20 protein-coding genes and 1 pseudogene are annotated in these 24,539 nt (G+C 63.0%); 10 read left to right on the top strand and 11 right to left on the bottom strand.

Annotated features, from left to right (window positions below):
• Window positions 1-179 precede the first annotated feature (179 nt).
• The 6 genes from ptsP to OKW38_RS33410 all read left to right on the top strand — a co-directional run bounded on the left by ptsP (window position 180) and on the right by OKW38_RS33410 (window position 10,487).
• On the top strand, window positions 180-2,726 hold the full coding sequence (ptsP, locus tag OKW38_RS33435; protein WP_429365023.1) for a phosphoenolpyruvate--protein phosphotransferase: 2,547 nt from the start codon (window positions 180-182) through the stop codon (window positions 2,724-2,726).
• A 22-nt stretch (window positions 2,727-2,748) separates the two neighbouring features.
• A complete protein-coding gene (gene ptsG / locus OKW38_RS33430) occupies window positions 2,749-4,533 on the top strand; it encodes a PTS glucose transporter subunit IIBC (protein ID WP_429365022.1) in 1,785 nt (594 codons plus the stop codon).
• A 97-nt stretch (window positions 4,534-4,630) separates the two neighbouring features.
• A complete protein-coding gene (locus tag OKW38_RS33425) occupies window positions 4,631-6,220 on the top strand; it encodes an aspartate:alanine exchanger family transporter (RefSeq protein WP_429365021.1) in 1,590 nt (529 codons plus the stop codon).
• A gap of 183 nt (window positions 6,221-6,403) precedes the next feature.
• Entirely contained in the window at window positions 6,404-7,711 is a 1,308-nt protein-coding gene (locus OKW38_RS33420) for a c-type cytochrome (RefSeq protein WP_429365020.1), read from the top strand.
• On the top strand, window positions 7,708-8,190 hold the full coding sequence (locus OKW38_RS33415; RefSeq protein ID WP_429365019.1) for a (2Fe-2S)-binding protein: 483 nt from the start codon (window positions 7,708-7,710) through the stop codon (window positions 8,188-8,190). The genes OKW38_RS33420 and OKW38_RS33415 overlap by 4 nt, the downstream gene beginning before the upstream one ends.
• A complete protein-coding gene (locus tag OKW38_RS33410) occupies window positions 8,187-10,487 on the top strand; it encodes a molybdopterin cofactor-binding domain-containing protein (protein ID WP_429365018.1) in 2,301 nt (766 codons plus the stop codon). The genes OKW38_RS33415 and OKW38_RS33410 overlap by 4 nt, the downstream gene beginning before the upstream one ends.
• Window positions 10,488-10,611: 124 nt before the next feature.
• On the opposite strand, the gene OKW38_RS33405 is transcribed toward OKW38_RS33410, so the two are convergent.
• Both OKW38_RS33405 and OKW38_RS33400 read right to left on the bottom strand, forming a co-directional pair.
• Entirely contained in the window at window positions 10,612-11,085 is a 474-nt protein-coding gene (locus tag OKW38_RS33405; RefSeq protein ID WP_090808917.1) for a hypothetical protein, read from the bottom strand.
• A 149-nt stretch (window positions 11,086-11,234) separates the two neighbouring features.
• Complete coding sequence (locus OKW38_RS33400) at window positions 11,235-12,167, bottom strand: Na+/H+ antiporter NhaC family protein (protein WP_429365017.1); 933 nt, start codon at window positions 12,165-12,167, stop codon at window positions 11,235-11,237.
• 1,506 nt (window positions 12,168-13,673) lie between these two features.
• Here OKW38_RS33400 and OKW38_RS33395 point away from each other — a divergent pair.
• Both OKW38_RS33395 and OKW38_RS33390 read left to right on the top strand, forming a co-directional pair.
• Window positions 13,674-14,111: a response regulator gene (locus tag OKW38_RS33395; RefSeq protein ID WP_429365016.1), complete on the top strand. Its 438-nt coding sequence runs from the start codon at window positions 13,674-13,676 to the stop codon at window positions 14,109-14,111.
• A gap of 384 nt (window positions 14,112-14,495) precedes the next feature.
• Window positions 14,496-14,759: a hypothetical protein gene (locus tag OKW38_RS33390; protein ID WP_429365015.1), complete on the top strand. Its 264-nt coding sequence runs from the start codon at window positions 14,496-14,498 to the stop codon at window positions 14,757-14,759.
• Between the two features lie 420 nt (window positions 14,760-15,179).
• On the opposite strand, the gene OKW38_RS33385 is transcribed toward OKW38_RS33390, so the two are convergent.
• Window positions 15,180-16,301: a sensor histidine kinase gene (locus OKW38_RS33385; RefSeq protein WP_429365014.1), complete on the bottom strand. Its 1,122-nt coding sequence runs from the start codon at window positions 16,299-16,301 to the stop codon at window positions 15,180-15,182.
• A gap of 174 nt (window positions 16,302-16,475) precedes the next feature.
• On the opposite strand from OKW38_RS33385, the pseudogene OKW38_RS33380 reads away from it, so the two are divergent.
• Window positions 16,476-16,663 (top strand): annotated as a pseudogene (locus OKW38_RS33380) (IS3 family transposase); the annotation flags it as partial.
• Window positions 16,664-16,996: 333 nt separating this feature from the next.
• Here OKW38_RS33380 and OKW38_RS33375 read toward each other — a convergent pair.
• The 3 genes from OKW38_RS33375 to OKW38_RS33365 all read right to left on the bottom strand — a co-directional run bounded on the left by OKW38_RS33375 (window position 16,997) and on the right by OKW38_RS33365 (window position 18,855).
• Window positions 16,997-17,212, bottom strand: coding sequence for a hypothetical protein (locus OKW38_RS33375; protein WP_018424494.1), 216 nt, complete (start codon window positions 17,210-17,212; stop codon window positions 16,997-16,999).
• A gap of 62 nt (window positions 17,213-17,274) precedes the next feature.
• The gene (locus OKW38_RS33370) at window positions 17,275-17,514 is read right to left on the bottom strand and encodes a hypothetical protein (RefSeq protein WP_090808907.1); all 240 of its coding nucleotides are present in this window, start codon (window positions 17,512-17,514) and stop codon (window positions 17,275-17,277) included.
• Between the two features lie 1,053 nt (window positions 17,515-18,567).
• Entirely contained in the window at window positions 18,568-18,855 is a 288-nt protein-coding gene (locus OKW38_RS33365) for a hypothetical protein (protein WP_090810393.1), read from the bottom strand.
• A gap of 536 nt (window positions 18,856-19,391) precedes the next feature.
• On the opposite strand from OKW38_RS33365, the gene OKW38_RS33360 reads away from it, so the two are divergent.
• Complete coding sequence (locus OKW38_RS33360) at window positions 19,392-19,676, top strand: hypothetical protein (RefSeq protein ID WP_090810391.1); 285 nt, start codon at window positions 19,392-19,394, stop codon at window positions 19,674-19,676.
• 501 nt (window positions 19,677-20,177) lie between these two features.
• Here OKW38_RS33360 and OKW38_RS33355 read toward each other — a convergent pair.
• The 5 genes from OKW38_RS33355 to pdhA form a co-directional block, all read right to left on the bottom strand.
• Window positions 20,178-20,402 carry a hypothetical protein gene (locus OKW38_RS33355; RefSeq protein ID WP_090808905.1) on the bottom strand — a complete coding sequence of 75 codons (225 nt, stop codon included), beginning with the start codon at window positions 20,400-20,402 and terminating at the stop codon, window positions 20,178-20,180.
• A 276-nt stretch (window positions 20,403-20,678) separates the two neighbouring features.
• Window positions 20,679-20,882 carry a cold-shock protein gene (locus OKW38_RS33350; protein ID WP_012428559.1) on the bottom strand — a complete coding sequence of 68 codons (204 nt, stop codon included), beginning with the start codon at window positions 20,880-20,882 and terminating at the stop codon, window positions 20,679-20,681.
• 374 nt (window positions 20,883-21,256) lie between these two features.
• The gene (locus OKW38_RS33345) at window positions 21,257-22,372 is read right to left on the bottom strand and encodes a dihydrolipoamide acetyltransferase family protein (protein WP_187611658.1); all 1,116 of its coding nucleotides are present in this window, start codon (window positions 22,370-22,372) and stop codon (window positions 21,257-21,259) included.
• Window positions 22,373-22,379: 7 nt separating this feature from the next.
• Window positions 22,380-23,357, bottom strand: coding sequence for an alpha-ketoacid dehydrogenase subunit beta (locus OKW38_RS33340; protein ID WP_090808901.1), 978 nt, complete (start codon window positions 23,355-23,357; stop codon window positions 22,380-22,382).
• Window positions 23,350-24,438, bottom strand: coding sequence for a pyruvate dehydrogenase (acetyl-transferring) E1 component subunit alpha (pdhA, locus tag OKW38_RS33335; RefSeq protein ID WP_429365013.1), 1,089 nt, complete (start codon window positions 24,436-24,438; stop codon window positions 23,350-23,352). The genes OKW38_RS33340 and pdhA overlap by 8 nt, the downstream gene beginning before the upstream one ends.
• Window positions 24,439-24,539: the final 101 nt, after the last annotated feature.

Genomic DNA, 24,539 nt, shown 5'->3' with positions numbered 1-24,539 from the left:
GTGCGCAACCTTGTTTGGTTTCCCGAGTTTTTGTCACCGACGCTTTTGTAACGTGCGCCGCTCACAAGTGGGTGAGCGGCGTGAGCGGCAATGGTGCCGACCGCACGTGTGAATGTCGCGCCCATGCGGCTCGAGTCGAGCCACCCGAGGCGAGCGTCAATGTACAAGGAGTCTTGGCGATGAAAGCTCCTCAGCGTCCTCTGCGCATCGGGTTGATGGCACCACTGTCGGGCGTACTGGTTCCTCTCGAGAGCGTGCCCGATCCGGTCTTCGCCCAGAAGATGGTCGGCGATGGCGTGTCGATCGATCCGACCTCGGATGAACTGCTGTCGCCGCTTGCCGGCAAGGTCACGCAACTCCATAGCTCTGGCCACGCCACGACGATCACCGGCGACAACGGTCTGCAAGTGCTGCTGCACATCGGGCTCGACACCGTGTTGCTGCGCGGCGAGGGCTTCACGCCGTTGGTCAAGGAAGGCGACGCCGTCGCGACGGGCACGCCGCTGATCCGCTTCGACCCAATCGCGGTCGGCGCAAAAGCAACCAGCCTGCTCACGCAAATGGTGATCGCCAATGGCGATCTCGTCACGCGCTACGTTCCCGCGAAAGGGCTCGTCGTCGCCGGCACCGACGTCGCGCTGTACGTCGAGCTGGTCGGCAGCATGGAGGACAAGGACACGGCCAGCGCCACCGGCGCGATCTTCTCCGACGAGATCACGCTGCCGAATCCAGCGGGCCTGCATGCACGGCCTGCCGCGGTCGTCACGGTCGAGGCGAAGAAATTCAAGTCCGAGATCCGGCTGCTGCGCGGCGATGCCAGCGCAAATGCCAAGTCCGTCGTCGCGATCATGGGGCTCGCAACGAAGTTCGGCGACAAGCTGCGCGTCGAGGCCCGCGGTCCCGACGCGGCGGAGGCGGCCAGCGCCGTCGCGCGTCTGCTTGGCGAGGGATCGGGCGAAAAGCCCGGCGATGCGCCCGCACCCGCGGCGGCTGCGCCAACCGCACCGGCTGCGCCGGTGCCAGCACCGACCGAAGCGGCTCCCGCCGACACCAACGAATTCATCGGCGTATCCGCTTCGCCAGGGCTTTCGGTCGGCAGGATCGTGCAGTTCCGCCAGCAGGTCATCGAGGTGAACGAAGCGGGCGAGTCGCCGCAACGCGAACGGGCGCAACTCGAAGCGGCCCAGCATCAGGCGCGTCAGCAGATCGAGGCGCTCAAGGCGACGCTCACCGATCCGTCGAAAGCGCAGATTCTCGACGCGCATCTCGAACTGCTGGACGATCCTGGCCTCAACGACGCCGCGATCAGCAGCATCAGCGCGGGAAAGGGCGCGGGGTTCGCGTGGCGCGATGCGTTCCAGCACCAGGCAAGCACGCTCGAAAAGCTCGACAATCCGCTGCTGCGCGAACGCGCCGGCGATATCCGCGACGTCGGCCGCCGTGTGCTCGCGCTGCTCGCCGGCGTGAAGCAGGCGCAGATCGACGTGCCGGACGAATCGATCCTGATTGCCGAGGAGCTCTCGCCGTCCGACACCACGTCGCTCGATCGCAGCAAGGTGCTCGGCTTTTGCACGACGAGCGGCGGCGCGACGAGCCACGTCGCGATCCTCGCGCGCTCGCTCGGCATTCCGGCGATCTGCGGTATCGACGCGCGCGCGCTGCAACTCGCCGACGGCACGCCCGTCGTGCTCGACGGTTCGCGCGGCAGCTTGCGGCGCAACCCGAGCGCCGAGGAACTCGAGAAGGCGCGCGACCGCATCAGGCGCCAGGCCGTCAAGCGCGAAGACGAAAAGCTCGCGGCAACCAAACTCGCAATGACGGCCGACGGCCACCGCGTCGAGGTCGTCGCGAACATCCGCAATGCGCAGGAAGCACGCGACGCGGTCGCGGCCGGCGCCGAAGGCGTGGGCCTGTTGCGCTCCGAGTTCCTGTTCGACGCGCGAGACACCGCGCCCACCGAAGACGAACAGGCCGCCGAATATTGCGCCGTCGCCGAAGCGCTTGGCCGCGAGCGGCCGCTCGTGGTCCGCACGCTCGACGTCGGCGGCGACAAACCGCTGTCGTATCTGCCGCTGCCGAAGGAAGACAACCCGTTTCTCGGCCTGCGCGGTGTGCGCGTGAGCCTGGAGCGTCCCGACATCTTCCGCACGCAACTGCGCGCGATCCTGCGCGCGGCGCCGCTTGGGCATCTGCACGTGATGTTCCCGATGATCGCCGCGATCGAGGAGGTGCGGGCAGCGCGCAAGATCCTGCTCGAAGAAGCCGGCGATCGCGCGGCGAGCGTGAAAGTCGGCGTCATGATCGAAGTCCCCGCGGCCGCGTTGATCGCCGAGCCGCTCGCACGCGAAGTCGACTTCTTCTCGATCGGCACGAACGATCTCACGCAATACACGCTCGCGATGGACCGCGGCCATCCGCAACTCGCGAAGCAGGCCGACGCGCTGCACCCGGCGGTGTTGCGTCTGATCGGCATGACGGTCGACGGTGCGCACAAGCATGGCAAATGGGTCGGCATTTGCGGCGGCATCGCGTCGGATGCGATGGCGGTGCCGGTGCTCGTCGGCCTTGGCATCGACGAGCTGTCGGTGAGCATTCCTGCGGTCGGTTCGATCAAGGCTCAACTTGCACGCGTGACGACCGAAGAAGCCAGGAAGCTCGCCGCCGAGGTGCTGTGTCTAGGCACCGCCGCGGAAGTCCGCGCGCATCTGTCGCGCTTTGCCGAGTGAGCGGATCAACAGGAGATCAGCCATGTTCTCGCATGCCTTCGGAGTCTTGCAGAAGATCGGCAAATCGCTGATGCTGCCCGTCGCCGTGCTCCCGGTGGCCGGCCTGCTGCTCGGTCTCGGCGCCACCGACTTTCACGGTTACGTGCCGGCCGTCGTGCTCGCGCTGATGAAGAACGCGGGCGACGTGATCTTCGGCAACCTGCCGCTGATCTTCGCGATCGGCGTCGCGCTCGGCTTCACCGAGAACGATGGCGTCTCGGGCATCGCCGCAACGATCGGATATCTGGTGATGACGGCCACGTTGGGTGTGATCGGCAAGCTCCAGGGCGTCGAAACCGACACGATCATGGGCATACCGTCGATCCAGACCGGCGTGTTCGGCGGCATCCTCGCCGGTGGTCTTGCGGCATGGATGTTCAACCGCTACTACCGGATCACGTTGCCGCCCTATCTCGGCTTCTTCGCCGGCAAGCGCTTCGTGCCGATCGTGACCGCGATCGGCTCGATCGTGCTCGGCGCGATCCTGTCTTTCGTATGGCCGCCGATCGGCAGCGCAATCAAGGCTTTTTCGCATTGGGCGGCGGTTTCCGACCCGCGCACCGCCGCGACGGTCTACGGTTTCGTCGAACGTCTGCTGATTCCGTTCGGCCTGCATCACATCTGGAACGTGCCGTTCTTCTTCGAAATGGGCAGCTACCTCGACCCGACGACCGGCAGGACGGTTCACGGCGACATCACCCGTTTTTTCGCGGGCGACCGGACCGCGGGCATCCTGGCGGGCGCGTTCCTGTTCAAGATGTTCGGCCTGCCGGCCGCGGCGATCGCGATCTGGCATTGCGCGAAGCCGGAGAAGAAGGTGGCCGTCGGCGGCATGATGGTTTCGGCCGCGCTGACTTCTTTCCTCACCGGCATCACCGAGCCGATCGAATTCGCGTTCCTGTTCGTCGCGCCGGTGCTTTACCTGATTCACGCATGCCTCGCGGCGTCGGCGCAGTTCGTGGCGAACACACTGGGCATGCGCATGGGCTTCACGTTTTCGCAAGGCGGCATCGATTTTCTGATGTTCAACCTGATCGGTGGGAAGGCCACGCACGCGTGGTACGTTTTCATCCTTGGTCCAATTTACGCGGTGATCTATTACGGCGTGTTCCGCTTCGTCATTACGCGCTTCAACCTCAAGACACCCGGTCGCGAGGACGACGCGGCGGAAACAGCGGCGGTTGCCGCGAGCGGCGCGGGAGGACGTTCGCGCGAACTCGTGCTCGCCTTTGGCGGCCGCTCCAATATCACGAGTCTCGACGCTTGCATCACGCGGCTGCGCATCTCCGTGAAGGACCCGGCGGGCGTCGACGAACCCAAGCTCAAGGCGCTCGGCGCCGCGGGGGTTGTGCGCGTAGGCAACGGCGTGCAGGCGATCTTCGGGCCGTTGTCGGAGAACATGAAAACCGACATGCAGGACTATCTGAAGACAGCGGGCGCCGAAGCGGATTTGCCGGCGGCGGGGGTGCCCGGTGTGGAAGGCGCAGGGGCGGCGGCTCCAGCGGCTGTGGCCGCCTCCGTGCAAAACTCGCCGCAGGAAACGGAGCGCGCGGAAAAGATTCGTGCGGCGCTGGGCGGCGCGGCCAACATCAGGAAGCTCGACGCGCTGGCGGCCACGCGGTTGCGTGTCGAGCTATCGGACGCGTCGCGCATCGACGCGGCCGCATTGAAAGCGGCGGGCGTGGTCGCGACGCAAGCGTTGAAGAACGGCGCACTCGATCTGATCGTGGGTCTCGGCTCGGGCAACCTCGCAGGCGCAATGCGATAGCAGCAACGAGTATCGTCAGCAACTGCCGCGCGTCGAACGCGAGGCCTGCCGGTGGAAGCGCTCAGTCGCGTTGCTTTGTCCACCTATAGGGGGCGGCATGGAAGCAGTCAGAAATTTCCTCGAAACTCAGCCGCTGTTCGCGCTTTTTCTGACCATCGCACTTGGCTACCTGGTCGGCGAAATCACTATCAAGGGCGTGGCTCTAGGCTCGGGGGCCGTGCTGTTCGTTGGACTGGCGCTCGGCGCGTTCGCGCCGAAATCCGCGCCGCCGGCGTTGCTGGGCACGCTCGGTCTGCTGCTGTTTCTGTATGGCATCGGCATTCAGTACGGCGCGCAGTTCTTCCGCGGACTCACGAGCCGGGAAGGCATGAAGGCCAACGCGGCCGCATGTCTGGGCGTGATCGCTTCGGGTCTGGTGGCGTGCGCCTTCATCCATTTCGGCATCACGCTCGCCGATGCGCTCGGCATGTTCGCCGGCAGCGGCACCAGCACGGCGAGCCTCCAGGTTGCCATCGCATCGATGAAAAGCAGCGATGCCGCCGTGGCTTATAGCGTCACCTATCCGTTCGGCGTGGCCGGGCCGATCCTATTCCTCTATGTGCTGAACTCGGTCCTGAAAGCCAAAATACCGAAACCGCCCGCGAAGTTGCTGGAGACCGCGGAAATCGCGCTGCGCAATGCCAGTCTCTTCGGTCTCAAGCTGTCGGAGCTCTCGACTCGCCTGCCTGCCGGCGTAGTGATCGCGGCCGTGCGGCGCGCGCATCACAATCAACTGCCCAGCGACGACTTCACGCTGCGCGCCGACGACGTCCTCCTTGCCACCGCCACCGAGCGCCGCCCGCTCGACGAAGCAACGGCGCTGTGCGGCGAGCTACAGCCCGGGCGTATCTCGAGTCATCGGGAAGACCTGGACTATATTCGCGTGTTCGCATCGAGTCCGTCGGTCGTCGGCACGGCGCTCGGCAATCTGCGCTTTCCGGATGGCGTGAACTGCGCGGTCGCGCACGTGCGGCGCGGCGACGCCGATCTACTGTCGACGCCAGAGCTCATTCTCGAAGCTGGCGACCGCGTCGGCCTGCTCGTCAGTAGCGCGCATCGCGCGAGGGTCCGCGCGTTTTTCGGCGATTCGATCAAGGGCACGGCCGACCTCAGTTTCATCTGTCTGGGCATCGGCGCGGCAGCGGGGCTGCTGGTCGGCGCGATCCCGCTGCGCGCGCCCGGTCTCGGCGTGTTCAGCCTGGGTCTCGCGGCGTTGCTACTGGTCGCGCTGTGCCTCGGCAAGGCGCGCCGCAGCGGACCGTTCGTGTGGGTGATGCCGCTCTCTGCAAATCTCGTGCTGCGCAATCTCGGGCTGACGATTTTTCTCGCGCAGGTGGGCCTGTCTTGCGGACCGAAGTTCGTCGCGACCGTCGGCACCGCCGGACCGCTGCTGCTGCTTTATGGCGTGATCACGCTGCTGGTGCTGGTCGGCGTCACGGCTGTGTGCTGCCTGTGGGTCTTCAGACTGTCTTTCGATACATCGGTCGGCGTGATCTGCGGGGCGACCGGCAATCCCGCGATTCTCGCCTTCGCCAACCGCATCGCGCCGACGGATCAGCCCGACGTCATGTACGCGATGATTTTTCCGTCGATGACCATCGTCAAGGTGCTTTTCGTGCAGATCGCCATCGCGATCGCAGCCGGCTAGGCGAGACCGTTATCGACCTGCCGCTGTTCGACCCTAAAGCTTCCGTCATCGTAGACAGCGGCGAACCGCGGAGCGGCGGACAGCCGCAGACTTCCGCGAATATCAGGAACGCCGCTTGCGCCACCTGGAGCCGCGCGGCGTAGTCTGGAACCATGATGCGGACGGCTTGGCGATGGAGGCTAGATGAAAGGACGGGTGGCGAGTGCAGGCGTGGCCGTTGTCGTGGTTGCCCTCATGGCCGCATACGGCGGACCCACCGCGCATGCTGGGGAGCCCGCGCCGGTTGCCGTGACCGCGCCCTTCGCGGCCGGCAGCGATACCGCGGCCGCGGCGCGCGGCGCGAAGCTCGCGGCCGTTGGCAATTGCGTCGCGTGCCACACCGCGACGGGCGGCCTGCCCCTCGCGGGCGGACTGCCACTGCGAACACCCTTCGGCATCATTTACTCGACCAACATCACCCCGGACAACGAGACGGGTATCGGGGGCTGGTCGCTCGACGCGTTCGCGCGCGCGATGCGGCGCGGCGTGTCCAGCGACGGCCATCTGCTCTATCCCGCGTTCCCCTATCCGCACTTCACGCACATCAGCGATGCCGATATGGGCTCGCTGTATGCGTGGCTGATGAGCCGCGCTCCCGTCAAGGCGCCTGCGCCGCACAACGAGCTGATCTTCCCGCTCGGCTTCAGGCCCCTCATCGCCGTGTGGAATCTTTTTTACCTGCATACCGGTACCGAAGCAGCGCCGGCCCCGCCCGAAGCGCCGGACGTCGCACGCGGACGATACCTGGTCGAAAGCCTCGGTCATTGCGGTGCGTGCCACACGCCGCTCGACCGCCTCGGTGCCGAGCGCCGCGACCGCGCGCTGCAAGGCGGCACGATCGACGGATGGGATGCGCCCGCGCTGACGGACCTCGCTTCACGCCCCACGCCCTGGACGCGGGCACAGCTCGTCAGCTATCTGCGCACGGGCCTCGCGAGCGCCCAGGCGGCGGCGGCGGGTCCGATGCGCCCCGTCACGCGCATGCTCGCCGACGCCTCCGCCTCCGACGTAGAGGCGATTGCCGCGTATCTGCTGGCGTTGCCGTCCGGGGGCCCAGGCATGCCGGAGCATCCGGTCGCCTCGCCCTCCGCTTCCGCCGCGCCCGTGTCCACCGCGCCCGGCGGCGGCGCGAATCTATTCTCCGCGGCCTGTGCATCGTGCCATGCCGAAGGCGCGCCGATGTCGAGCGGGGGCGCTCGACCGTCGTTGTCCCTTTCCACGGCCGTCAACGCCGACAGCCCGCGCAACATGGTCCGTATCATCCTCGATGGAATCGACTGGCACGAAAGCGATAGCGTGCCCTTCATGCCATCATTCGCCAACACATTCACGGATGCCCAGATAGCGGAGCTTGCCAACTACACGCGCGAACGCTTCACCGCACGCGACGCGTGGCCCTCGCTCGACGCCGGCGCGGTCGCGCATTTTCGCAAGGACGGCCTGCCACGATGATCACGCTCAACGTCAACGGAGTCAGTCATACGGTCGATGTCGACCCGTCAACGCCGCTGCTCTACGTGCTGCGCAACCAGTTGCAGCTCGATGGCGCGAAGTTCGGCTGCGGTCTGGGTCAATGCGGCGCATGCACGGTCAGCGTCGGCGGCGAACCGGTGTTCTCGTGCCTCATGCCGGTCGTGGCCGTTGGCGACCGGCCAGTGCGAACCGTCGAAGGACTTGGCAGCGCGGAACATCCGGGACCACTTCAGCAAGCCTTCATTAACGAGCAAGCCGCGCAATGCGGCTATTGCATCGCCGGTATGATCATGCGCGCGCACACGCTGCTGGAGCGAATCCCGCACCCGGGCGATGAACAGATCCGCCGCTACATGCAGCCGAACCTGTGCCGCTGCGGCACGCACATGCGCATTCTCGCGGCGATCCGGCAAGCCGCGACGGGTTCGCCGCGAACGGACGAGGGAGCGCAGTCGTGAGCGACGGCCGCCCGTCCTCCGTCGCTCACGGCAGCGGCCCCGATGACCCCGCGCGGCGCCGCTTCCTCGTTGGCGGCTCGCTGATGGTGAGCTTCGCGATCGTGCCCGGCATGGCCGCGCTTGCGCAAACCACCACCGAAGCGGGCACCTTCAACGCGAGCGCCCCGAAGCTGCCGGGCAGTCTCAAGAGCACGCCGTTGCTCGATGCGTGGATCAAGGTCGCCCCTGACGGCCACGTGAGCGTATTCACGGGCAAGGCGGAGCTTGGCACGGGCATTCGCACCGCGCTGCTGCAGGTCGCCGCGGAAGAGCTGGATCTCGCGCCTCATGCGATCGAGCTGATCACCGCCGACACCGCCGCAACGCCGAACGAAGGCTACACCGCAGGCAGTCACACGATGGCGGACAGCGGCACCGCGATCCTCAACGCCGCCGCTCAGGTACGCGCGCTGCTGGTCGCGAGCGCGGCGTCGCAGTTGGGCGTCGACGCAGCGGTCCTGACGACGCGCGACGGCGCCGTCATTGCCGCCGACGGAAGACGCGTGAGCTATGGCGAAGCCGTGCAATACGCGGACCTCCATCAGAACGCGCAGCCCGACGCGCCGAAAAAGCCGCCATCGGCCTACGCGCTGATTGGGCATATGCTGCCGCGCGTGGATATACCGGGCAAGGTGACGGGCAGCGCGAGCTACGTCCAGGACCTGCGGCCGCGCGGCATGCTGCATGCCCGCGTCGTGCGGCCGCCGTCTTATGGCGCGAGCCTCGTCGCAGTCGATAGCGGGCGCGTCGAAGCGCTGCCCGGCGTCATCAAGGTCGTGCGCAACGGCAACTACCTCGCGGTGGTCGCCGACGACGAATGGCGCGCGATCCTCGCGATGCGTGAGCTTGCGCTTGCCGCGCAATGGCAGGCCGGGCCGCCGCTGCCCGATCCCGCGAACGTTCACGCCTTGCTGATGAGTCTGCCTTCACAGGAAATCGCGGTGGCCGATCAGGGCGCGGCGCCGGGCGCGGCCGCGCCTGTGGCGACGCTGCGGGCGCGCTATTCGAAGCCGTATCTGACGCATGGCTCGATTGGGCCATCGTGCGCTGTCGCGCAGCTCGACAACGATGTGATGACCGTGTGGACGCACACGCAAGGCGTCTATCCGCTGCGTGCGGGCATCGCCGAAATGCTCGCGATGCCACCCGACAAGGTGCGCTGCGTCCATGTGGAAGGTTCGGGCTGCTACGGACACAACGGCGCGGACGATGTCGCGGCCGACGCCGCCCTCGTTGCACGCGAGCTGCCTGGCCGCCCGGTGCGCGTGCAATTGATGCGCGAACAGGAACACATGTGGGAGCCGTTCGGCCCGGCCATGACAGTCGAGGCGAATGCAACGCTCGATTCCGCAGGCACGCTTACCGACTGGCGTTACGAGCTATGGAGCAACACGCATAACAACCGCATCGAGAATGCGGGCCGCCTGTTGCCCGCGCAGCTCCTTGCGCGACCGTTCACCCCCGCGCCGCCGAAGCCGATTCCGATGCCGGAAGGCGGAGGCGACCGCAACAGCATTCCGCTTTACCGCGTGCCCAGCCTGCACGTGCAGCATCATTTCGTGCCGACGATGCCGATACGTGTCTCTGCCATGCGCTCGCTCGGCGCGCACATGAACGTGTTCGCGATCGAGAGCTTCATCGACGAGCTCGCCAGAGCCGCGCACGCCGACCCCGTGGCGTTTCGCCTCAAACATCTCGATGATCCGCGCGCGCATGGCGTCATTAGCGCCGTAGTCGATCAATTCGGCTGGCGAGCCCGCAGCGCGCGAACGGGCGACTCGAGCCCGCGCTCGCACGGTACCGGCTTTGCGTTTGCCCAATACAAGAACCTGATGGCCTACCTTGCCGTCGCGATGGACGTGACGGTCATGCGCGATACCGGCGAGCTCAGCATCGAGCGTGTCGTAGCAGCCGTCGATTGCGGACAGATCGTGAATCCGGACGGCGTGCGCAATCAGATCGAAGGCGGCATTTTGCAAACCACGAGCTGGACGCTCTATGAAGAAACGCATTTCGACCCGCAACGCATCACGAGCTATGACTGGAGCACTTATCCGATCATGCGTTTCTCGTCCGTACCCAAACGCGTGGACGTGCTGTTGATCGACCGGCCGGGCTTGCCATTCCTCGGGGTCGGAGAAGCAGCGCAAGGCCCGGCCGCCGCGGCGCTCGCGAATGCGATCGACGACGCGACCGGTGTGCGGATCCGCGACTTGCCGTTGCTCGGGACGAAGGGGAAGAACGTGCTCAAGGCATGAGGCTTTCGTTCCGCAAAAGTACAGATACTGGCGTGTAAAAGCCAAATAAGCCTATGGCTGGGTCTAGGCCCCTTGCCAAACGAACGCGACGCGCGCGACCTTCGGCGCGGCGTCGGGACCGCGCTCAGTGGGTGGACGGAAACGCGAACGTCGCACGCGCGCTGCCATTACCGCGGACGTTCACGGTCTCCCTTCTGGTCACGCTGCCGTAAGTGGCGTTGACCGTATAGCGCCCTTGAGGCAGCCGCACGAGCATGTACGGCCCCTTCGACGTGGCCTCGAACACGGCCGCGCCGCCAGCCTTGGCAATCTTCACCTGGACGTCGGCCACATAGCTCGCCCCCGGACCGGTGAACTGCAGAGACAACGGCCACTGCCTTCGTGCCTGCCGCAGCGCAGTCGACTCGTCGCGACCGACTCCGCCGGTCACGAACGATATGTCGCCCTGCTGCTGCGTCTCGGGCATGCCGGTCCTATGCATATCGCTGGCGCTCTGCGGAGCAGCCGTCTGCGACACCGCGACGCCTGCCTGAGCCAGTGTGAACGCCGCGGCGAGCATCATGGACGCGATCCGGGGAGCGTTTCGTTGCATTTTCATCTTGACTGCTCCTTACAGTATTGCCGACGGTTCGTCGGACGGAAGAACGCTTGCAATAGGTTGGAAACACATCGCGCGCCGGGTATCGGCCACGAGCGAGGGTGCCTCACGACTCGAGTAAGAATACCCGTCAATTCTGTTTGGCGTCTTCATGGACCGGAGTTGGGGGGCCGCCTGCCGTTGAGGTCCCGGCTTGGGCTGGAGGGACGCGTGGCATGCGGATACCCGCGTAGGCGATCGCCACCGTCAGCAGCGGACTCCCCTCCGAATGCCAGTGCCGTGATGATCAGCCAGATAGTATTCAACATGCTGTCCATACCGCCGCGAGTGAGGAGCGTATCAAGCACTGGATTTCCAGTCGTGGACCTGTAGCCGCTCCCAAGCGCAAGCCATACACCTTTGAGCATCGCAATCGGGATCGGCACGCCCTCTCGCGCGGCGGCAAATGCGAGGACTCGCGCTGGCTCGACGAAAACGGCAACCACGCCACCCGCCAATGCGCCAAGAAAGATGGTGGTAAATGGCGGAAGCCGGAACAGCGTCAGCACGACGACAAGAATGAGCGGCAGGAACAGCACGGGCGATATGTAGAATGCGCTCTGCATTGCAGCAACCTCCGCGCTCGCATCGAAGGCGCCCGGGCGGCCAAGCAGATAAAACACGGCCAGCGTGATGACAATCGCGACGAGCGATGTCAGCAGCGTCTCGCGCACGTGTTGATACAGATCGGCACCCGCGGCAGCGGCCGCAAGATTCGCGGTGTCCGAGAGCGGCGAAGACTTGTCGCCGAAATAAGCGCCGGAAATCACTGCACCGGCCGTTATGGCGGGGCTCAGGCCCATGCTGTGCGCAATGCCCATCAGGCCGATTCCGATCGTACCCGCGACGGTCCCCGAGGTTCCAATGGCGAACGAGATCACCGCGCAGATTCCAGCCGCCGTGACGTAAAAGTAATCCGGGCTCAGCAATTTCAGCCCGTAATAGACCATGGCGACGATCGTGCCGCTGAGCGCCCACGTGCCGATCAGCGCGCCGAATGCGAACAGGATGAGTCGCGCCAATACCGGAACTGACACTGGCATTCGCGGCCTCGCGCAGCGAAGCGAGCGAATGACCGCGACGCCAACCGACAAATACGGCCAGCATGGTCGCCACGACGAGTGCCACCTGGTTCGGCCCGTTCGCACCACCATCGCCGAACAGGTAGAAGGACAGACTGACGAGAAAGACGAGGCCAGCGATCGGTATCAGTGCTTCGAGCATCGTGACCGGCTGGGGCGACTCGCTCCGCTTCATCGCCACGCTCCGTTCGTTTGCCAGGTAGTCCAAACGTTGCCATCCAGACCGCCCGGTAGCCGGTGAATCATCGAAACATGCGCGAACGGCTGCTTTGATTCGATGTCACGGCGCAGGCGTGCGGCCCCCGGTCCTGCGACTCGGCAATGGCAGCTCCGGCGGGCTCGCCGTTGCTTAAATCATAGGAAAGAATCGTTGCTGCGTGAAGAATTGCAGGATTCGTGCCGAACATCCCAGTTGAGCGAAGCCCGTGCCGGGAGCCAGCGTCGCGGCGCTGGCAAGCAACGAAACTGTCAATGCAGTGTGTTTCGGACAGAATGGACAAGACCTCATGGGACACCCATATTTCGTTTGCGCAACCAAGGGTGAATAGCCTCTATTCCAGGTCGAAAATTTCAGTCCGGCACTGCGATCTCATTCAGATCGAATATCGAACCGATCACGCGATACTGTACAAACGTAGTTCCCTGCATTTACGTGCAAGGCCGGAGCGAATTCTTTTGCCGCAGAGTCGTGACCGGCCGCAGACATAAACGGTATTTGCGGACTCCCTTCCGACTGCAAGTCCAAGGCTTGCCGCCGCTACACAACCCAGCCGAGGTTTCAACTTTTCATAACCGATCGTGGTTATTCATGCCTTGCAAGGATTATGGTTTTTCGTTAATTAACTGTGCGCTGATTTTGTGGGTCTACCCCGCGTAGACAGAACAACGACGGAAGAATCCGACACTAATTCGAGAAAAAACGACCGTTTTTTCACCAGGCAGAAGTGAATATCCATCGGGTAACCGCAAAATTCCAGGTCAGTGAAATCCCATTTTCAATGATCTGCGGCGGCAGAAAAACTCGAACTCGCCAATCGTTCCGGCCAGTAACAACTGGCCGGTTTTAATGGCGCGATTCATTTGGCATAAAGCGGCCTGATTGGGTTAATCGGCCGTCCCGCGAATTTGGTCGGCGGCGCATCCGCGTTCGCAGCGAGGAACTCCTGTGATCGCTGACATGACCCAAGCCGTCACCAAAACACCAAATCGATTAACTTTCAGACGGAAGTTTTATGATTATCCGGTTCAAGTCGATGACTCTCACCGGTCGACGTATCCAATATAGTCAACGGGGTGCGGCGGACTTGCGCTACTGCTTTGGTAAGAGCAAAGCGGGCGAGCGCAATGCCGCAACCATGTGGCCCGACCGCCCACGTGTTGGACGCAGAGGGTAGTCGAACAGGCAGCGGGCGCTACCTAGGTATGCCGCTTGCGAGACCCAGTAGGATCCTTCCACCATGTCGTGTCATGTCCACCGTACTGCTCATCGACGATGACCTTGAAAACCGATGCGCGCTGCAACTGGCATTGGAGAGTCGCGGACACCGTGTTGTGCTCGCGGAGAACGGATGGGACGCACTGCAGAAGGCCCACACGGATTTTCCGGAACTCGTTATCACCGATTTGGAGATGCCGGAAATGGACGGCAAGGAGCTTTGCCGGCGTCTGAAGTGTCAGGCGGTGTTTTCCGGCTTACCGGTGGTGCTGCTGTCGGCTATGCCGGAACCTACGGGAGAGATTCGCTGCTGGACAGCGTTCCTGCGAAAGCCGGCCTCGATAGCGGCGTTGCTTGACACCGTCGACAGGTTCATTGCAGCGCGCCTGACCTATGCGCGGGCGCCACGCGACTCCGAGTACCTCGCCGCGGCGCGCTGGCGAGCCATCGATTCGCGATGCTGGCCCTAAGCCCAAGCTGTCGGAATGCCAAGCCACAGGTTACACACGCAGCCAGGCGGTGTTTGCTGTACGGCCGGTCCCGTTCTTAGCGGATGGCCTGCAAAGCGGCGAGATTGCTGAAACCCGGGTTGAGCCATCCACCTGGGTTTTCAGATTTGACTGGAATGATGCAACGGTCGTGACCCGTCACATCGTCAGCAATGAGCCCGTACAGGAACCGTCGCTACAGAGCAGCGCCTGCACGCTGACACAAGGTAAAAGATGGCAAGAGATTTCGCTCCCCTTCTCGCGGGCGGCAACAGCGCACGCTTATTGTTCGCCACTTCCTCCGGGCATGCGTCATGCTGCACGCAGGTCAGAGATGGACAAGCAGGTCCCGAACGGGAGACGATCATGAAGTTGGTAATGGCAGGAATCAGCGCGATTTCCATCATCGCTAGCGCTTGCGCATTTGCGCAGACCAACACCGGCAACGCTGCGCCAGCACACCGCGATACTCAAAACGCGCAGCCGGGTGCCGCTGGCCAGAGCATGGGCCGTGCTGCGGACGCCGGCAACAGCAAGCCCGCCAGTGGCACATTGATGCAGAAGCGTGAGCAGGGGATGTCGCCTCAAGGCGCGTCAAACTCGAACGCAACTGGCGCGATGAAACAATGATGGCGACGCGAGTCCCCCATGGCGGCGACTGTCACCTTGGTTCTTCCCGCTTCAGCCGTTGCGATCCTTGCTGCGCGGTCGGGCACTTCCAGGCCGAATGCCGTGAGCCGGAGTTCGTCCGCGCAACTCCATCCTGGTCTGATATGACGGCGAAGCGTGCACGCGCGCGTTTTCTCGATGAGATCTGACCGGGTTCTAATGATCGAGGCTGAGCGCGCGCATGGAGCAGCACGAACCGAATAGGTAATCGGGGCGCGCACCCTTGCTATTGCCACGATGCCGCGGATTTGCTTCATGCAGTCGTGGTCGGTCTGTGAGGACCGGCGATGGAATAGGCGCGTCTCGGCAGGTGTAAAACCACCAGCAGATCCCCCACCCACATAATTCGTGGCATGCCCGTTACCAAGCCTGGCTCGCCTGCTACGCCCGGCGCGGCAGACGTACGGCGAATGCGGTCTCTTCTTTATCTGACCGCGCCTCGATCGCGCCGTGATGCGCCTTGGCGATTTCGCTCGCGATATACAGCCCGAGCCCAAGGCTGCCTTGCGCGTCCTCGTTGATTTTTCGCTCGGGACCTCGCTGAAGAGGATCAAAGATGCGCTCCAGCAACAGTCCCTCGATGGCTGGTCCGCTATTGCAGACTTCGAAGCGCACCTCGGCCTCGTCGCCAGTCACCACGACGCGCACGGGCGCGTCTCGCGCGCCATATCTGAGCGCATTCAGAACGAGATTGCCGAGCAGTTGCTGCAGACGCGGACCGTCCCAGACACCCTGAACATCACCGTGCACCTCGAGCTCGATCTGCCGGTCTGGATGGACTGCGCGCAACTGGTCCAGCTCATCAGTGAACACGTTCGTCAGATCAACGGGAGCAGGTATGACGTTAATACCTAGCCCGAGCCTTGTCCGGTTGAAATCGCACAGATCATCCAGAAGTGCCTGCATCCGGGCGCCGCTGCGCACCAGACGGGCTGCAGCTTCTGAAACGCGCTGCCCCGCATTGAGCGCGGACAGATATGAAGCTGTCACCTGGATCGTCTGCAGCGGGCTCCGCATGTCGTGTCCGAGCATCCCAAGCAACAGATTGCGAGCCTGATCGACTTGTGTGCTGAAAAAACCGAGTGATTCGGCCAGCGCCTGATCGATGGCCTCGTTGAAGCGGATGATGTCATCCAGATGAGGCGCATCGGGCTGACACTCATCCATCCACAAACGCAGCACGCTTGCACGCAAAGCGCGGTATTCCGCGGCCAGCTGGTTGATGTTGAAACCGCCTCGAGCGCGCAGGACCGCATGGGATTGCGCAGCTGTCTCCGGCGCATCCGTCAGCCGGGGTGCCCTCCCCAAGGATTTTTCGTGCTGCGCTTCCCTGGTCTGCGAAGTCTGCAAATCCCTCGCTACTGCTTCCAGAATCTGCTGCGCGTGGTCGCGCAACGCGAGGGTGCCCATGTTGCCAGCGGCTGGCAGCAGCGTGGCGGCAAACGCCTCCCACTGCGCCAGAATGGGCTCCATTTCCTGCACGATAAAATCGGACAGTCGCATGCCTACTCCGGCGAAGAAATTGAGGAGATTTTTAGCCGAACCGATATTACGCGTCAGTTCGTCGCGGGATCCATCGGGTTTACACCGTCTTGGACTACCTGGAGGTAGTCCATGTACTTGTAATGAACCGCCTGGATTTTCTGGACAGTGGTGAGCGTTCGTGTCCGGCCTTTCATGAAACGCCACAACGATTCGCCGCACGCCCCTGAGCGGTGAGGACTGGGGCGGCAGGTCGAATCGCTTCGACGCGATATCCGCCAATTGCAGCTTGAACACGACATCCTGGAGAAGACCAATCAATTGCTAAAAGAGACCTGGGCGTCAACCTGCAACTCCTGACCAACCGGGAGAAGACGTTGCTGGCCGGGGTGGCTCTCACGTATGCACGAGGCGAAACTGATTCGGTCGATGTCGCGCAAAGGGTGCTCGCCCGACAATGTGGCCCCACGGAGTCTCCGACGGCTCTTTCTCTTTAGACCGCTTAGGTGGTCCGATGTCCGTACGGCCCCCTGCTTTTCGAGTTCTACTCTCTCGGGTACTGTGGCCGTCAAGCAGAGGCACCGGTTTACCAGAACCGATGGGCAAGCGATTGGATCGAAACGCGTGACCAACATCCCGCTGCATCTTCCTCTGATCGCGAATGGCCGGCCTGCACGCCAATCCCTCTCTCGTTGCGTCCGTAGGTGAGACGTCTGTCACCCGAAGCGCGCGTGCAGCCAGTCTTGCGCCCAGTTCTTCGCATAGGCTATCGCGTCCTCGCGTGCGTCGAAGCCTGCCAGATCGCCACTCGAATGAATCTCGTACCCGGTGCCGTCGGCACGGCTGCCGCTGATCCGTGCGTGGGCCATGTACTCGCCGTCGGCCCGCCGGGGGGTCGGGTCGATAACGATCAGGGTGGAATTGAAGCGCATGGTATTCCTTTGGGGTTATCGCTCGATTGCGACTGTCGCAGAGGGGCGTCGAAAAGCGCGACCTAGGTGCTCAGCATGGCCATGATTTGTCCGGCCTCGCGATCCGAATCGCAGCTTTCCATGCCGCGTTCGCATAGAAGCGCACGAATCGACATGAACATCAGAAACGCGCCCGCATCGATCTCGTGACGGCGGTCATGGATGAGGCTATCCAGTTCGCCCTGCGCGCCGGGCGGCAGAAACCGATCGACGATGTCAGCACCATCGCACCGAATCCATTTCAGCAGGTCGTTTCTTTCCATACCACACTCCAATGATTGCAACGGCTCTGAGTCAACCACCAGCGGATGAAGTTCGAGCCCGCGGTAGAGACGGGGAACCGGTTGTGATCGGTACCTTTGAGGCCGTCTCATTGTGTATCGGAAAAGACGGAGCGTAGCGACGTGGCCACTGCGTCCGCTGCCGTTCAGGAGGTCGGCCACGTTTCGGTTTTGGGTGAAAGCGGATCTCCGGTTCCGTCGGGTAAGCAGCTTGGCGACGCGAGGACCGGTCGCAGGTCGAGTGACCATTTCATGCTACGCCCATTGATGGATTTGTACAGAAAAACCCGTGCTCCAGGCGCCGTCAGAGAAGCACAGGGAACATGCAAGTCAACCCGGCACTTACGTACCGCAGCGCCGGTAGGCGGCGGCGATCCGAAGATCCACATCGGACTGCCTTTCTTCTCCGGTTCATCATGTGGCGACGCAGAGTGCGCCTCCGACATGCGCGGCAAGCAGTCTCGACGTCAACAATTCAACCACGGCGAAACGAAGCGCGCGAAACTGCATTGCAGCCCCGTCCACCCTTTTTGGCGGAAATCGATTCACCCTTTCGTCAGGTAATAAGGAGTTCCAGCGTTACCCGACCGCCTGCGAGGAGACCGATGCGGTGTTTGCGCCTCTGGCTCGACGCGGACGCACCCGCAACCACCCGATTGCCGAGCGTGACACGCAACGGCTATCCGGACCGGCTTCATTTCGGGGGTACGTGTTCGTCGCGGAACAGTTGGGAACGCGTGGCCCGATTGGGCGACGAGACGGCGTGAGCCAGCGACGCCAATTGCTGCTCGACTTGCAGGTCTGCGGTACGTTTTTGCAGCCGGCCACATCGAATCTTCGGGGAAGGCAAAATCGCGAATCGTTCGGGAGGATGATCGCCGGCGAGCGTCCCGAGCAGCACGTCGATCGCAGCCCTGTCCCGCTATTGCGGCAGCCGCCTTTTATGTGCGAGCGGCGATCAGATCGGCCATCAGGCAGACAGCAATTCGTCGCACGATCGAGCACATCGATGGATGCTGTCCGTCAGCGGCGTTTTCATATGTCGATGACCGAAGCGCCGCTCACCTTTCCGTCGACGATGTCCTTTCCCTGCTGCCGGGCGGCTCGCCTTGCCGTACCGAAGTCAGAGAATGTATGCGTTTGGTTCAGCCTGAAGACCCGGCTTGCGGAGGGAATTGCTGTCGCCGCCGGACGACATATCCGTACTGCAATTTCGTAACCTTCCGCGTAACGGGAATGTCCGTCAAAGCGACTGAATGTGCGGGGAAAGACAAGGGGATGAAGTTCGTACCCCTTGTAGAGAAGAATCGGGTGTGTCGACATGATGGTCACTCCACAGGGTATGGCTCACTATACGCTGGAACGGGTTACATCGGGCGGCGCAGACGCAGAGACTGTTACCAGAATTGTATTGACCGATAGTACTGTCGCGCGTACCTTGAAACGTGGGGTCGGCAAAGCGGGGCACTGCCCGGATTGTCATAGCGTTGGCTTGGATGGCCGGCGACGGCTGTCTGCCTGGTTCCACCTCTGCCCTTACGTTGCAAACCCTCCAAGAACACCACGATCAACAGCGTCTGCTTGCCACGCGCGATGAGGCTGGCCAAGGATACGGGAGCGACCCACTTCGTGAGTTCGGGACAGTGTGGTGCCCGATCGGACAAACGTGAGCGGAATGCCGGGTGAGGGAACGCTTGCGGATGTTAAGCACGAAGCTCGGGCATCCGCGTACCGGACAGCTAGCCAGGAAACTTCGTTCCGGTCGCCTCGTCGGTGTGGCTCGGGGGCGTATCTCCTTCGGCCAAACCTGCACAACGATCAAAAACGTGCTGCTTGCTGCGGCCAAAAGGAGTGACCTGATGACAACCATTCGCCATTATCGCGGCCTCGATATTTCCCTACTCGTGTATCCGCATCGCACGACTCAACCAGGATATGGTCACAATTACGAGGAAGGATTCGATGCGTCGATTCGCATCAGCGACCCGGATTCCATGACGGACAACCCGCGAAGCCGCTTATTCCGTGTGCCCGGCAAGAGGCCCTTCGTGAATGCCGGCGACGCAAGGCGCGCGTCGGTGGCCTACGCCGAAATGCTGATTGATACTGACGGCTTTGATCGCGCCATCCTGGAATCCCCCTAAGCGCTAGAGCCGGAACCCGAGTCTATGCGGAAGGTACCCGTGTTCGCGCGCGCCAGCGGCACGCCATCAACAATGTGTGTGATAAAGAAGTTGACCTTCTGATCGTCAGTCGCCACATGCTCGGCAGGCTATGCCAGTGCGACCGCATTGCTGCCAGTTCCGGTCATCGCCTCCTCAGGCGTCGACCACGAAGTAGATACCGTCATGCCCGAAGGGAAGCCATGTCCATTCCATCTCGGCCGCATAGTGACCGATGGGTGATTGCCGTCCGCCCGCGCCTGCGTTCACACTTCGACCCATTCTGAAAGCTCAAGAGCGTCGTCGACTTCCATGCCGTGCGTAGAATGCCGAAGACGTCGATAGAGAAAATCCAGAAGTTCGCACTGAGCGCGGCTCAAACCGAAAGGTAACCAATCGATCGCGCGTGATGTTTGCGCGCGCCTTATCGCATGCGTCCTGATGCCTGAGATGCGTTGAGCGTGCAGATCTGGGGCGTCGCCGTTAACCGCGCGTGTCGACCCAGTTGCGTGCCCAGCGTGTCGAGTGCTGCAACGCCTGCTCCTCACTCGTGAAGTAATCGAGCGAATAGAACTGGTAGCGGCCGTCCGCGCGCTCGCTATCGGCGCGTTCTAGCAGCAGGTTGGAGGAAAAACTGCCGTCGGGCAAACGATGCGCCGAGGGCTGTACGGCATAGCCGTTGTATTGTTGAGTTTGTTTGTTCTGCATTTTAGTTTTAATAATGTCGAGTGCGCGCGTGCCTTGCGAAATGTGCACAGGTACGCCGATTCAAAGGCATCTCAGGCCGAATCTGAAGCACTCGGAAAGCGAAGACGTGGCGCTAATGCCAGAGGGGAAAATGAGCGCAATGAGACGTATGGCGCTTGGCAAGCTGCCGGCGAAACCGATGCAGCCAGGAGCGAACGCGCCACTTCAGGAAACAACGCTCCGTAAGGAAGTCCCTGCAACCCGGCGTCCGTCGCGGAACGCCGGGCTCTTCAAACTTTACAGCGGCTTGATGTTAGCTGCCTGCAGACCCTTCGGGCCTTGCTTCGTTTCGAAGCTCACCTTCTGATTTTCAGCCAGCGTCTTGAAACCGTCGCCGCTGATTTCGGAGAAGTGAGCGAAAAGGTCATCACCGCCCTTGTCCGGGGTGATGAAGCCAAAACCTTTGCTATCGTTGAACCACTTAACAGTACCGGTATCCATGAAGAATCCTTGAGAAAAAACGGGAAAATGTGCTCCGTTGAAGAGCGTATGAAGCGTCAAGGAGGGAGAGGACAACGAATACCGCTGAGGAGCGAGCAATTGATGAACAGCAATCGAACTTCTTGAACTTCATGCGGCACCTTAACCGCCAAGTGGTACCAGCGTCAATACTTATCTTGTAACTGTTCCACGGGGCGGGGCCGTTTTGCAGACGAAGCGATCCAAAGACCGGGTGCGCTGCACGAAGCTGCGAACCGGCACGCCTCGATCGATTTACGGATTGGCATACGATTTCGCTGTGCCTAAATCTGCGAACGTCCCAAGCTGGACACAACGCATACACCTTCTGAATTTTTGAATTCGCGCGGTCACAGCTACTGCGCCATCTGCAGATCCACGATCGCCGCGGCGAGAAACCGTGCTGCTTCGCCGCCCGTGACGACCCGATGGTCGAACGTCAGACTAAGCGGCAAGATCCGATGCACGGCCGGAACGCCACTTACCGCCACGACCTGCTCGTGAATGCGCCCCGCTCCGAGGATCGCGACAGTGGGCGGCACGACCACGGGAGCTGCGTATTTGCCGGCGATCATGCCGAAGTTCGACAACGTGATCGTATTGCCGCGCAGTTCCTCCGGTGGAATCTTGCGTGCCCGGATGTCGACACGCATCCGGTCGAGGCCGCCACGCAGATCCGCTGCGTTGCGGTGCGCAACGTCGCGCAATACCGGTACAAAGAGGCCATCCGGTAGATCGACGGCGATGCCGAGGTCGATCTTTTCCAGTACGTGACGCCGTCCCGCATGTCCGTCGAACCATGCGTTGAGCCCGGGTTCGGCGCTGCATCCTGCTACCAGCGCACGGATCAGGCGGATCGTCACATCGGTATGTGGCGGCCACTCATGAATGTCGGCGTCGTCGATGACGGTCGCGGCCGCCACTTCGCTCTGCGCGCGCGCCATGTTCTGCGCCATCGCGCGCCGCACGCCGCGCAGCACTTCGGGCGGACCGAGCTGAGCGAGTATCTTCGCGACGCGCTGCACGTCAGCCGCCGTGATGACACCCTCCGCCCCCGACGGTGTCACCATCGCAAGATCGACATCAAGCTTGCGCGCGAGCGCCCGCACCGCCGGGATCGCCTTGATTGTGCCGACACCCGTGCCCGGGCTGCCGCCGAGCGCCGCCGGCGCTTCGTGCACCACATGCTGGCCGACCTCCATATGACCGACCACGGTACCGGCATCGGCTTCGTCGGCCGCTCCTTCGAATGCGACGAGCGGCGCCCCCAGATGCACGATATCGCCGGGCTGGCCGAACAGCTTCGCGACTCGGCCGGATTGAGGCGACGGAATATCGACGATCGCCTTCGCCGTTTCCACCGACAGCAGCCGTTGATCCGCGCGAATGTCTTCGCCGCTCTTGACGTGCCACTCGACGATCTCCGCTTCCTGCAAACCTTCGCCGAGATCAGGCAGTTTGAAGATTTTCATGGCATCCCTACGCTTCCAGCGCCTGCCTGACCGCGCCAACGATGCGCTCAGTGCCTGGCATGTATTGATTCTCGAGTCTGTACAGCGGCACCACCACGTCGTAGCCGGTGACGCGCTGCACCGGTGCGAGCAGCGAGTACAGTCCGCGCTCGGCGATGTTGGCGGCGATCTCCGCGCCGACCCCTCCGGCATGCGAGCCCTCGTGCACGATCACGCAGCGTCCGGTTTTCGCCACCGACGCGAGAATGGTGTTCATGTCGAGCGGCTTGAGCGTCGCCACGTCGATCACCTCGGCCATTACGCCTTCCTGCGCGAGCAGATCGGCCGCGGCCTGCACGTCTTGCAACGCCCCGCCCCAACTCACCAGTGTGACGTCTGCCCCATCGCGCAACGTAAAGCAACTGTCGAGCGGCAGCGCTTCGCCGTCATCCTCCACCGGCTGCCTGAAGAGCCGGTACAGCCGCGTCGGCTCGAAGAAGATCACCGGGTCCGGGTCCCGGATCGCCGCCAGCAGCAAGCCGTACGCGCGTGCTGGCGACGACGGCGTCACGACGCGCAGCCCGGGTATGTGGGTGAACAGCGCTTCAGGGCTTTCGGAATGGTGCTCTGGTGCGTGAATGCCTGCGCCGCATGGCGCACGGATCACCAGCGGACACGTCAGTCGTCCGCGCGTTCGATGCCGCAGACGCGATGCATGATTCAGGATGTGATCGATGGTCGGATAGACAAACCCGGCGAACTGGATCTCCACGACGGGCTTAACGCCCATCGCCGCCATGCCGATCGCGCAGCCGGCGAGGGCGGTTTCGGCCAGCGGCGTGTCGATCACCCGCTGAGCGCCAAAGCGCGTCTGCAACCCGACGGTCGCGCGAAATACGCCGCCGTTCACGCCAATGTCCTCTCCGAGCAGCACAACGGCAGGGTCGTGCGCCAGTTCGTATGCGAGCGCCTGATTGAGGGCCTCGACCATGTTGAGGTCAGCCATCGCCGTTCCCCTTAGCCGGCGCGAAACGTTGCGCCATCGCCAGTTGCTCACGCATCGCTGGGGGCAACGCCTCATACAGGTGATCGAACATCGCGGATGGGCCCGCAGGCGGTATCGCCAGGTACGCGTCGACGGCCTGCTCGACCTGCGCACGGCACGCCCTACCGAGTTCCTCGTCCTGCGCCTTGGTCCAGACGTTCACGTGCATCAGGTAGGTGCGCAAACGAAGCAGCGGTTCGTATTCCCATTGCTTGGCGATGACCTCGGCGTCGCGATAGCGCGTCGCGTCATCGGCCGTCGTGTGATCACCAAGGCGATAGCTGAGCGCCTCGATCAGCGTCGGGCCATCGCCGCGGCGAGCCTTGGCGAGCGCCGCGCGGACAACCTGATGCACGGCGATCACGTCGTTGCCGTCGACCTGCAGCCCCTCTATTCCTGCAGCGATCGCTTTTTGCGCGAGCGTTTGCGCAGCGCTCTGGCGGCTGCGTGGTACCGAAATCGCCCACTGGTTGTTATTGACGACGAGCACAAGCGGCGCCTGCCAGACACCGGCCATGTTCATCGCCTCGTAGAAATCGCCCTTGGATGTGCCGCCGTCGCCGAAGATCGCCACCGCAACGCGCGGCTCGTGACGCAGCAGGAACGCGTAGGCTGCGCCGGCCGCATGGCACACCTGTGTGCCGATCGGCACACAGTTCGGAAAATCGTTACGGGGCACGCTGAAATCGCTGCCGCGCTCGTCGCCGCCCCAATACAGGAGACTTTCCGTCATCGTGACGCCGCGCAGCAATTGCGCAGCGTGATCGCGGTACGAAGGGAATAGCACGTCGTCGGGCTGCATCGCGCCGGCGACACCGACACCGATCGCCTCCTGGCCGACCGACGACGCAAAGGTGCCGAGCTTGCCGGTACGCTGCAGCGCGACCGCCTTCGTGTCGAACGCCCGTGTCAGCACCATCGCGCGATAGAGCGCAATCAGCGCCGCCGGGTCACGTGCGAAGGCTGGCAATGACTGGACAGGCTCGCCATCGGGGCCAAGGTATTGCGTATAGCCGATATGAAAGCTGACAGCCGTCGTCATGTCCGCCCCCCATGTTCTTTCAGATTTCAAATACGTGCCGGAGTTCGCGCGCGAGCGCTACCGCGCTCGTGCCGTCAGAGTTCGGCGCGTACCAACTTGAG

Origin of the sequence: Paraburkholderia sp. MM5496-R1 (assembly GCF_050436205.1) — a bacterium.
Taxonomy (GTDB): Bacteria; Pseudomonadota; Gammaproteobacteria; order Burkholderiales; family Burkholderiaceae; genus Paraburkholderia; species Paraburkholderia tuberum.
Note: the sequence above shows the minus strand (reverse complement) of the source record. Positions and strands in the feature narration are given on the sequence as shown.

What these genes read in the sequence shown, in the direction of transcription:
- ptsP (WP_429365023.1), top strand. Translation starts at nt 180, where the DNA reads ATGAAAGCTCCTCAGCGTCCTCTGCGCATCGGGTTGATGGCACCACTG.
- ptsG (WP_429365022.1), top strand. Translation starts at nt 2,749, where the DNA reads ATGTTCTCGCATGCCTTCGGAGTCTTGCAGAAGATCGGCAAATCGCTG.
- OKW38_RS33425 (WP_429365021.1), top strand. Translation starts at nt 4,631, where the DNA reads ATGGAAGCAGTCAGAAATTTCCTCGAAACTCAGCCGCTGTTCGCGCTT.
- OKW38_RS33420 (WP_429365020.1), top strand. Translation starts at nt 6,404, where the DNA reads ATGAAAGGACGGGTGGCGAGTGCAGGCGTGGCCGTTGTCGTGGTTGCC.
- OKW38_RS33415 (WP_429365019.1), top strand. Translation starts at nt 7,708, where the DNA reads ATGATCACGCTCAACGTCAACGGAGTCAGTCATACGGTCGATGTCGAC.
- OKW38_RS33405 (WP_090808917.1), bottom strand. Translation starts at nt 11,085, where the DNA reads ATGAAAATGCAACGAAACGCTCCCCGGATCGCGTCCATGATGCTCGCC.
- OKW38_RS33400 (WP_429365017.1), bottom strand. Translation starts at nt 12,167, where the DNA reads ATGCCAGTGTCAGTTCCGGTATTGGCGCGACTCATCCTGTTCGCATTC.
- OKW38_RS33395 (WP_429365016.1), top strand. Translation starts at nt 13,674, where the DNA reads ATGTCCACCGTACTGCTCATCGACGATGACCTTGAAAACCGATGCGCG.
- OKW38_RS33390 (WP_429365015.1), top strand. Translation starts at nt 14,496, where the DNA reads ATGAAGTTGGTAATGGCAGGAATCAGCGCGATTTCCATCATCGCTAGC.
- OKW38_RS33385 (WP_429365014.1), bottom strand. Translation starts at nt 16,301, where the DNA reads ATGCGACTGTCCGATTTTATCGTGCAGGAAATGGAGCCCATTCTGGCG.
- OKW38_RS33375 (WP_018424494.1), bottom strand. Translation starts at nt 17,212, where the DNA reads ATGCGCTTCAATTCCACCCTGATCGTTATCGACCCGACCCCCCGGCGG.
- OKW38_RS33370 (WP_090808907.1), bottom strand. Translation starts at nt 17,514, where the DNA reads ATGGAAAGAAACGACCTGCTGAAATGGATTCGGTGCGATGGTGCTGAC.
- OKW38_RS33365 (WP_090810393.1), bottom strand. Translation starts at nt 18,855, where the DNA reads ATGTCGACACACCCGATTCTTCTCTACAAGGGGTACGAACTTCATCCC.
- OKW38_RS33360 (WP_090810391.1), top strand. Translation starts at nt 19,392, where the DNA reads ATGACAACCATTCGCCATTATCGCGGCCTCGATATTTCCCTACTCGTG.
- OKW38_RS33355 (WP_090808905.1), bottom strand. Translation starts at nt 20,402, where the DNA reads ATGCAGAACAAACAAACTCAACAATACAACGGCTATGCCGTACAGCCC.
- OKW38_RS33350 (WP_012428559.1), bottom strand. Translation starts at nt 20,882, where the DNA reads ATGGATACCGGTACTGTTAAGTGGTTCAACGATAGCAAAGGTTTTGGC.
- OKW38_RS33345 (WP_187611658.1), bottom strand. Translation starts at nt 22,372, where the DNA reads ATGAAAATCTTCAAACTGCCTGATCTCGGCGAAGGTTTGCAGGAAGCG.
- OKW38_RS33340 (WP_090808901.1), bottom strand. Translation starts at nt 23,357, where the DNA reads ATGGCTGACCTCAACATGGTCGAGGCCCTCAATCAGGCGCTCGCATAC.
- pdhA (WP_429365013.1), bottom strand. Translation starts at nt 24,438, where the DNA reads ATGACGACGGCTGTCAGCTTTCATATCGGCTATACGCAATACCTTGGC.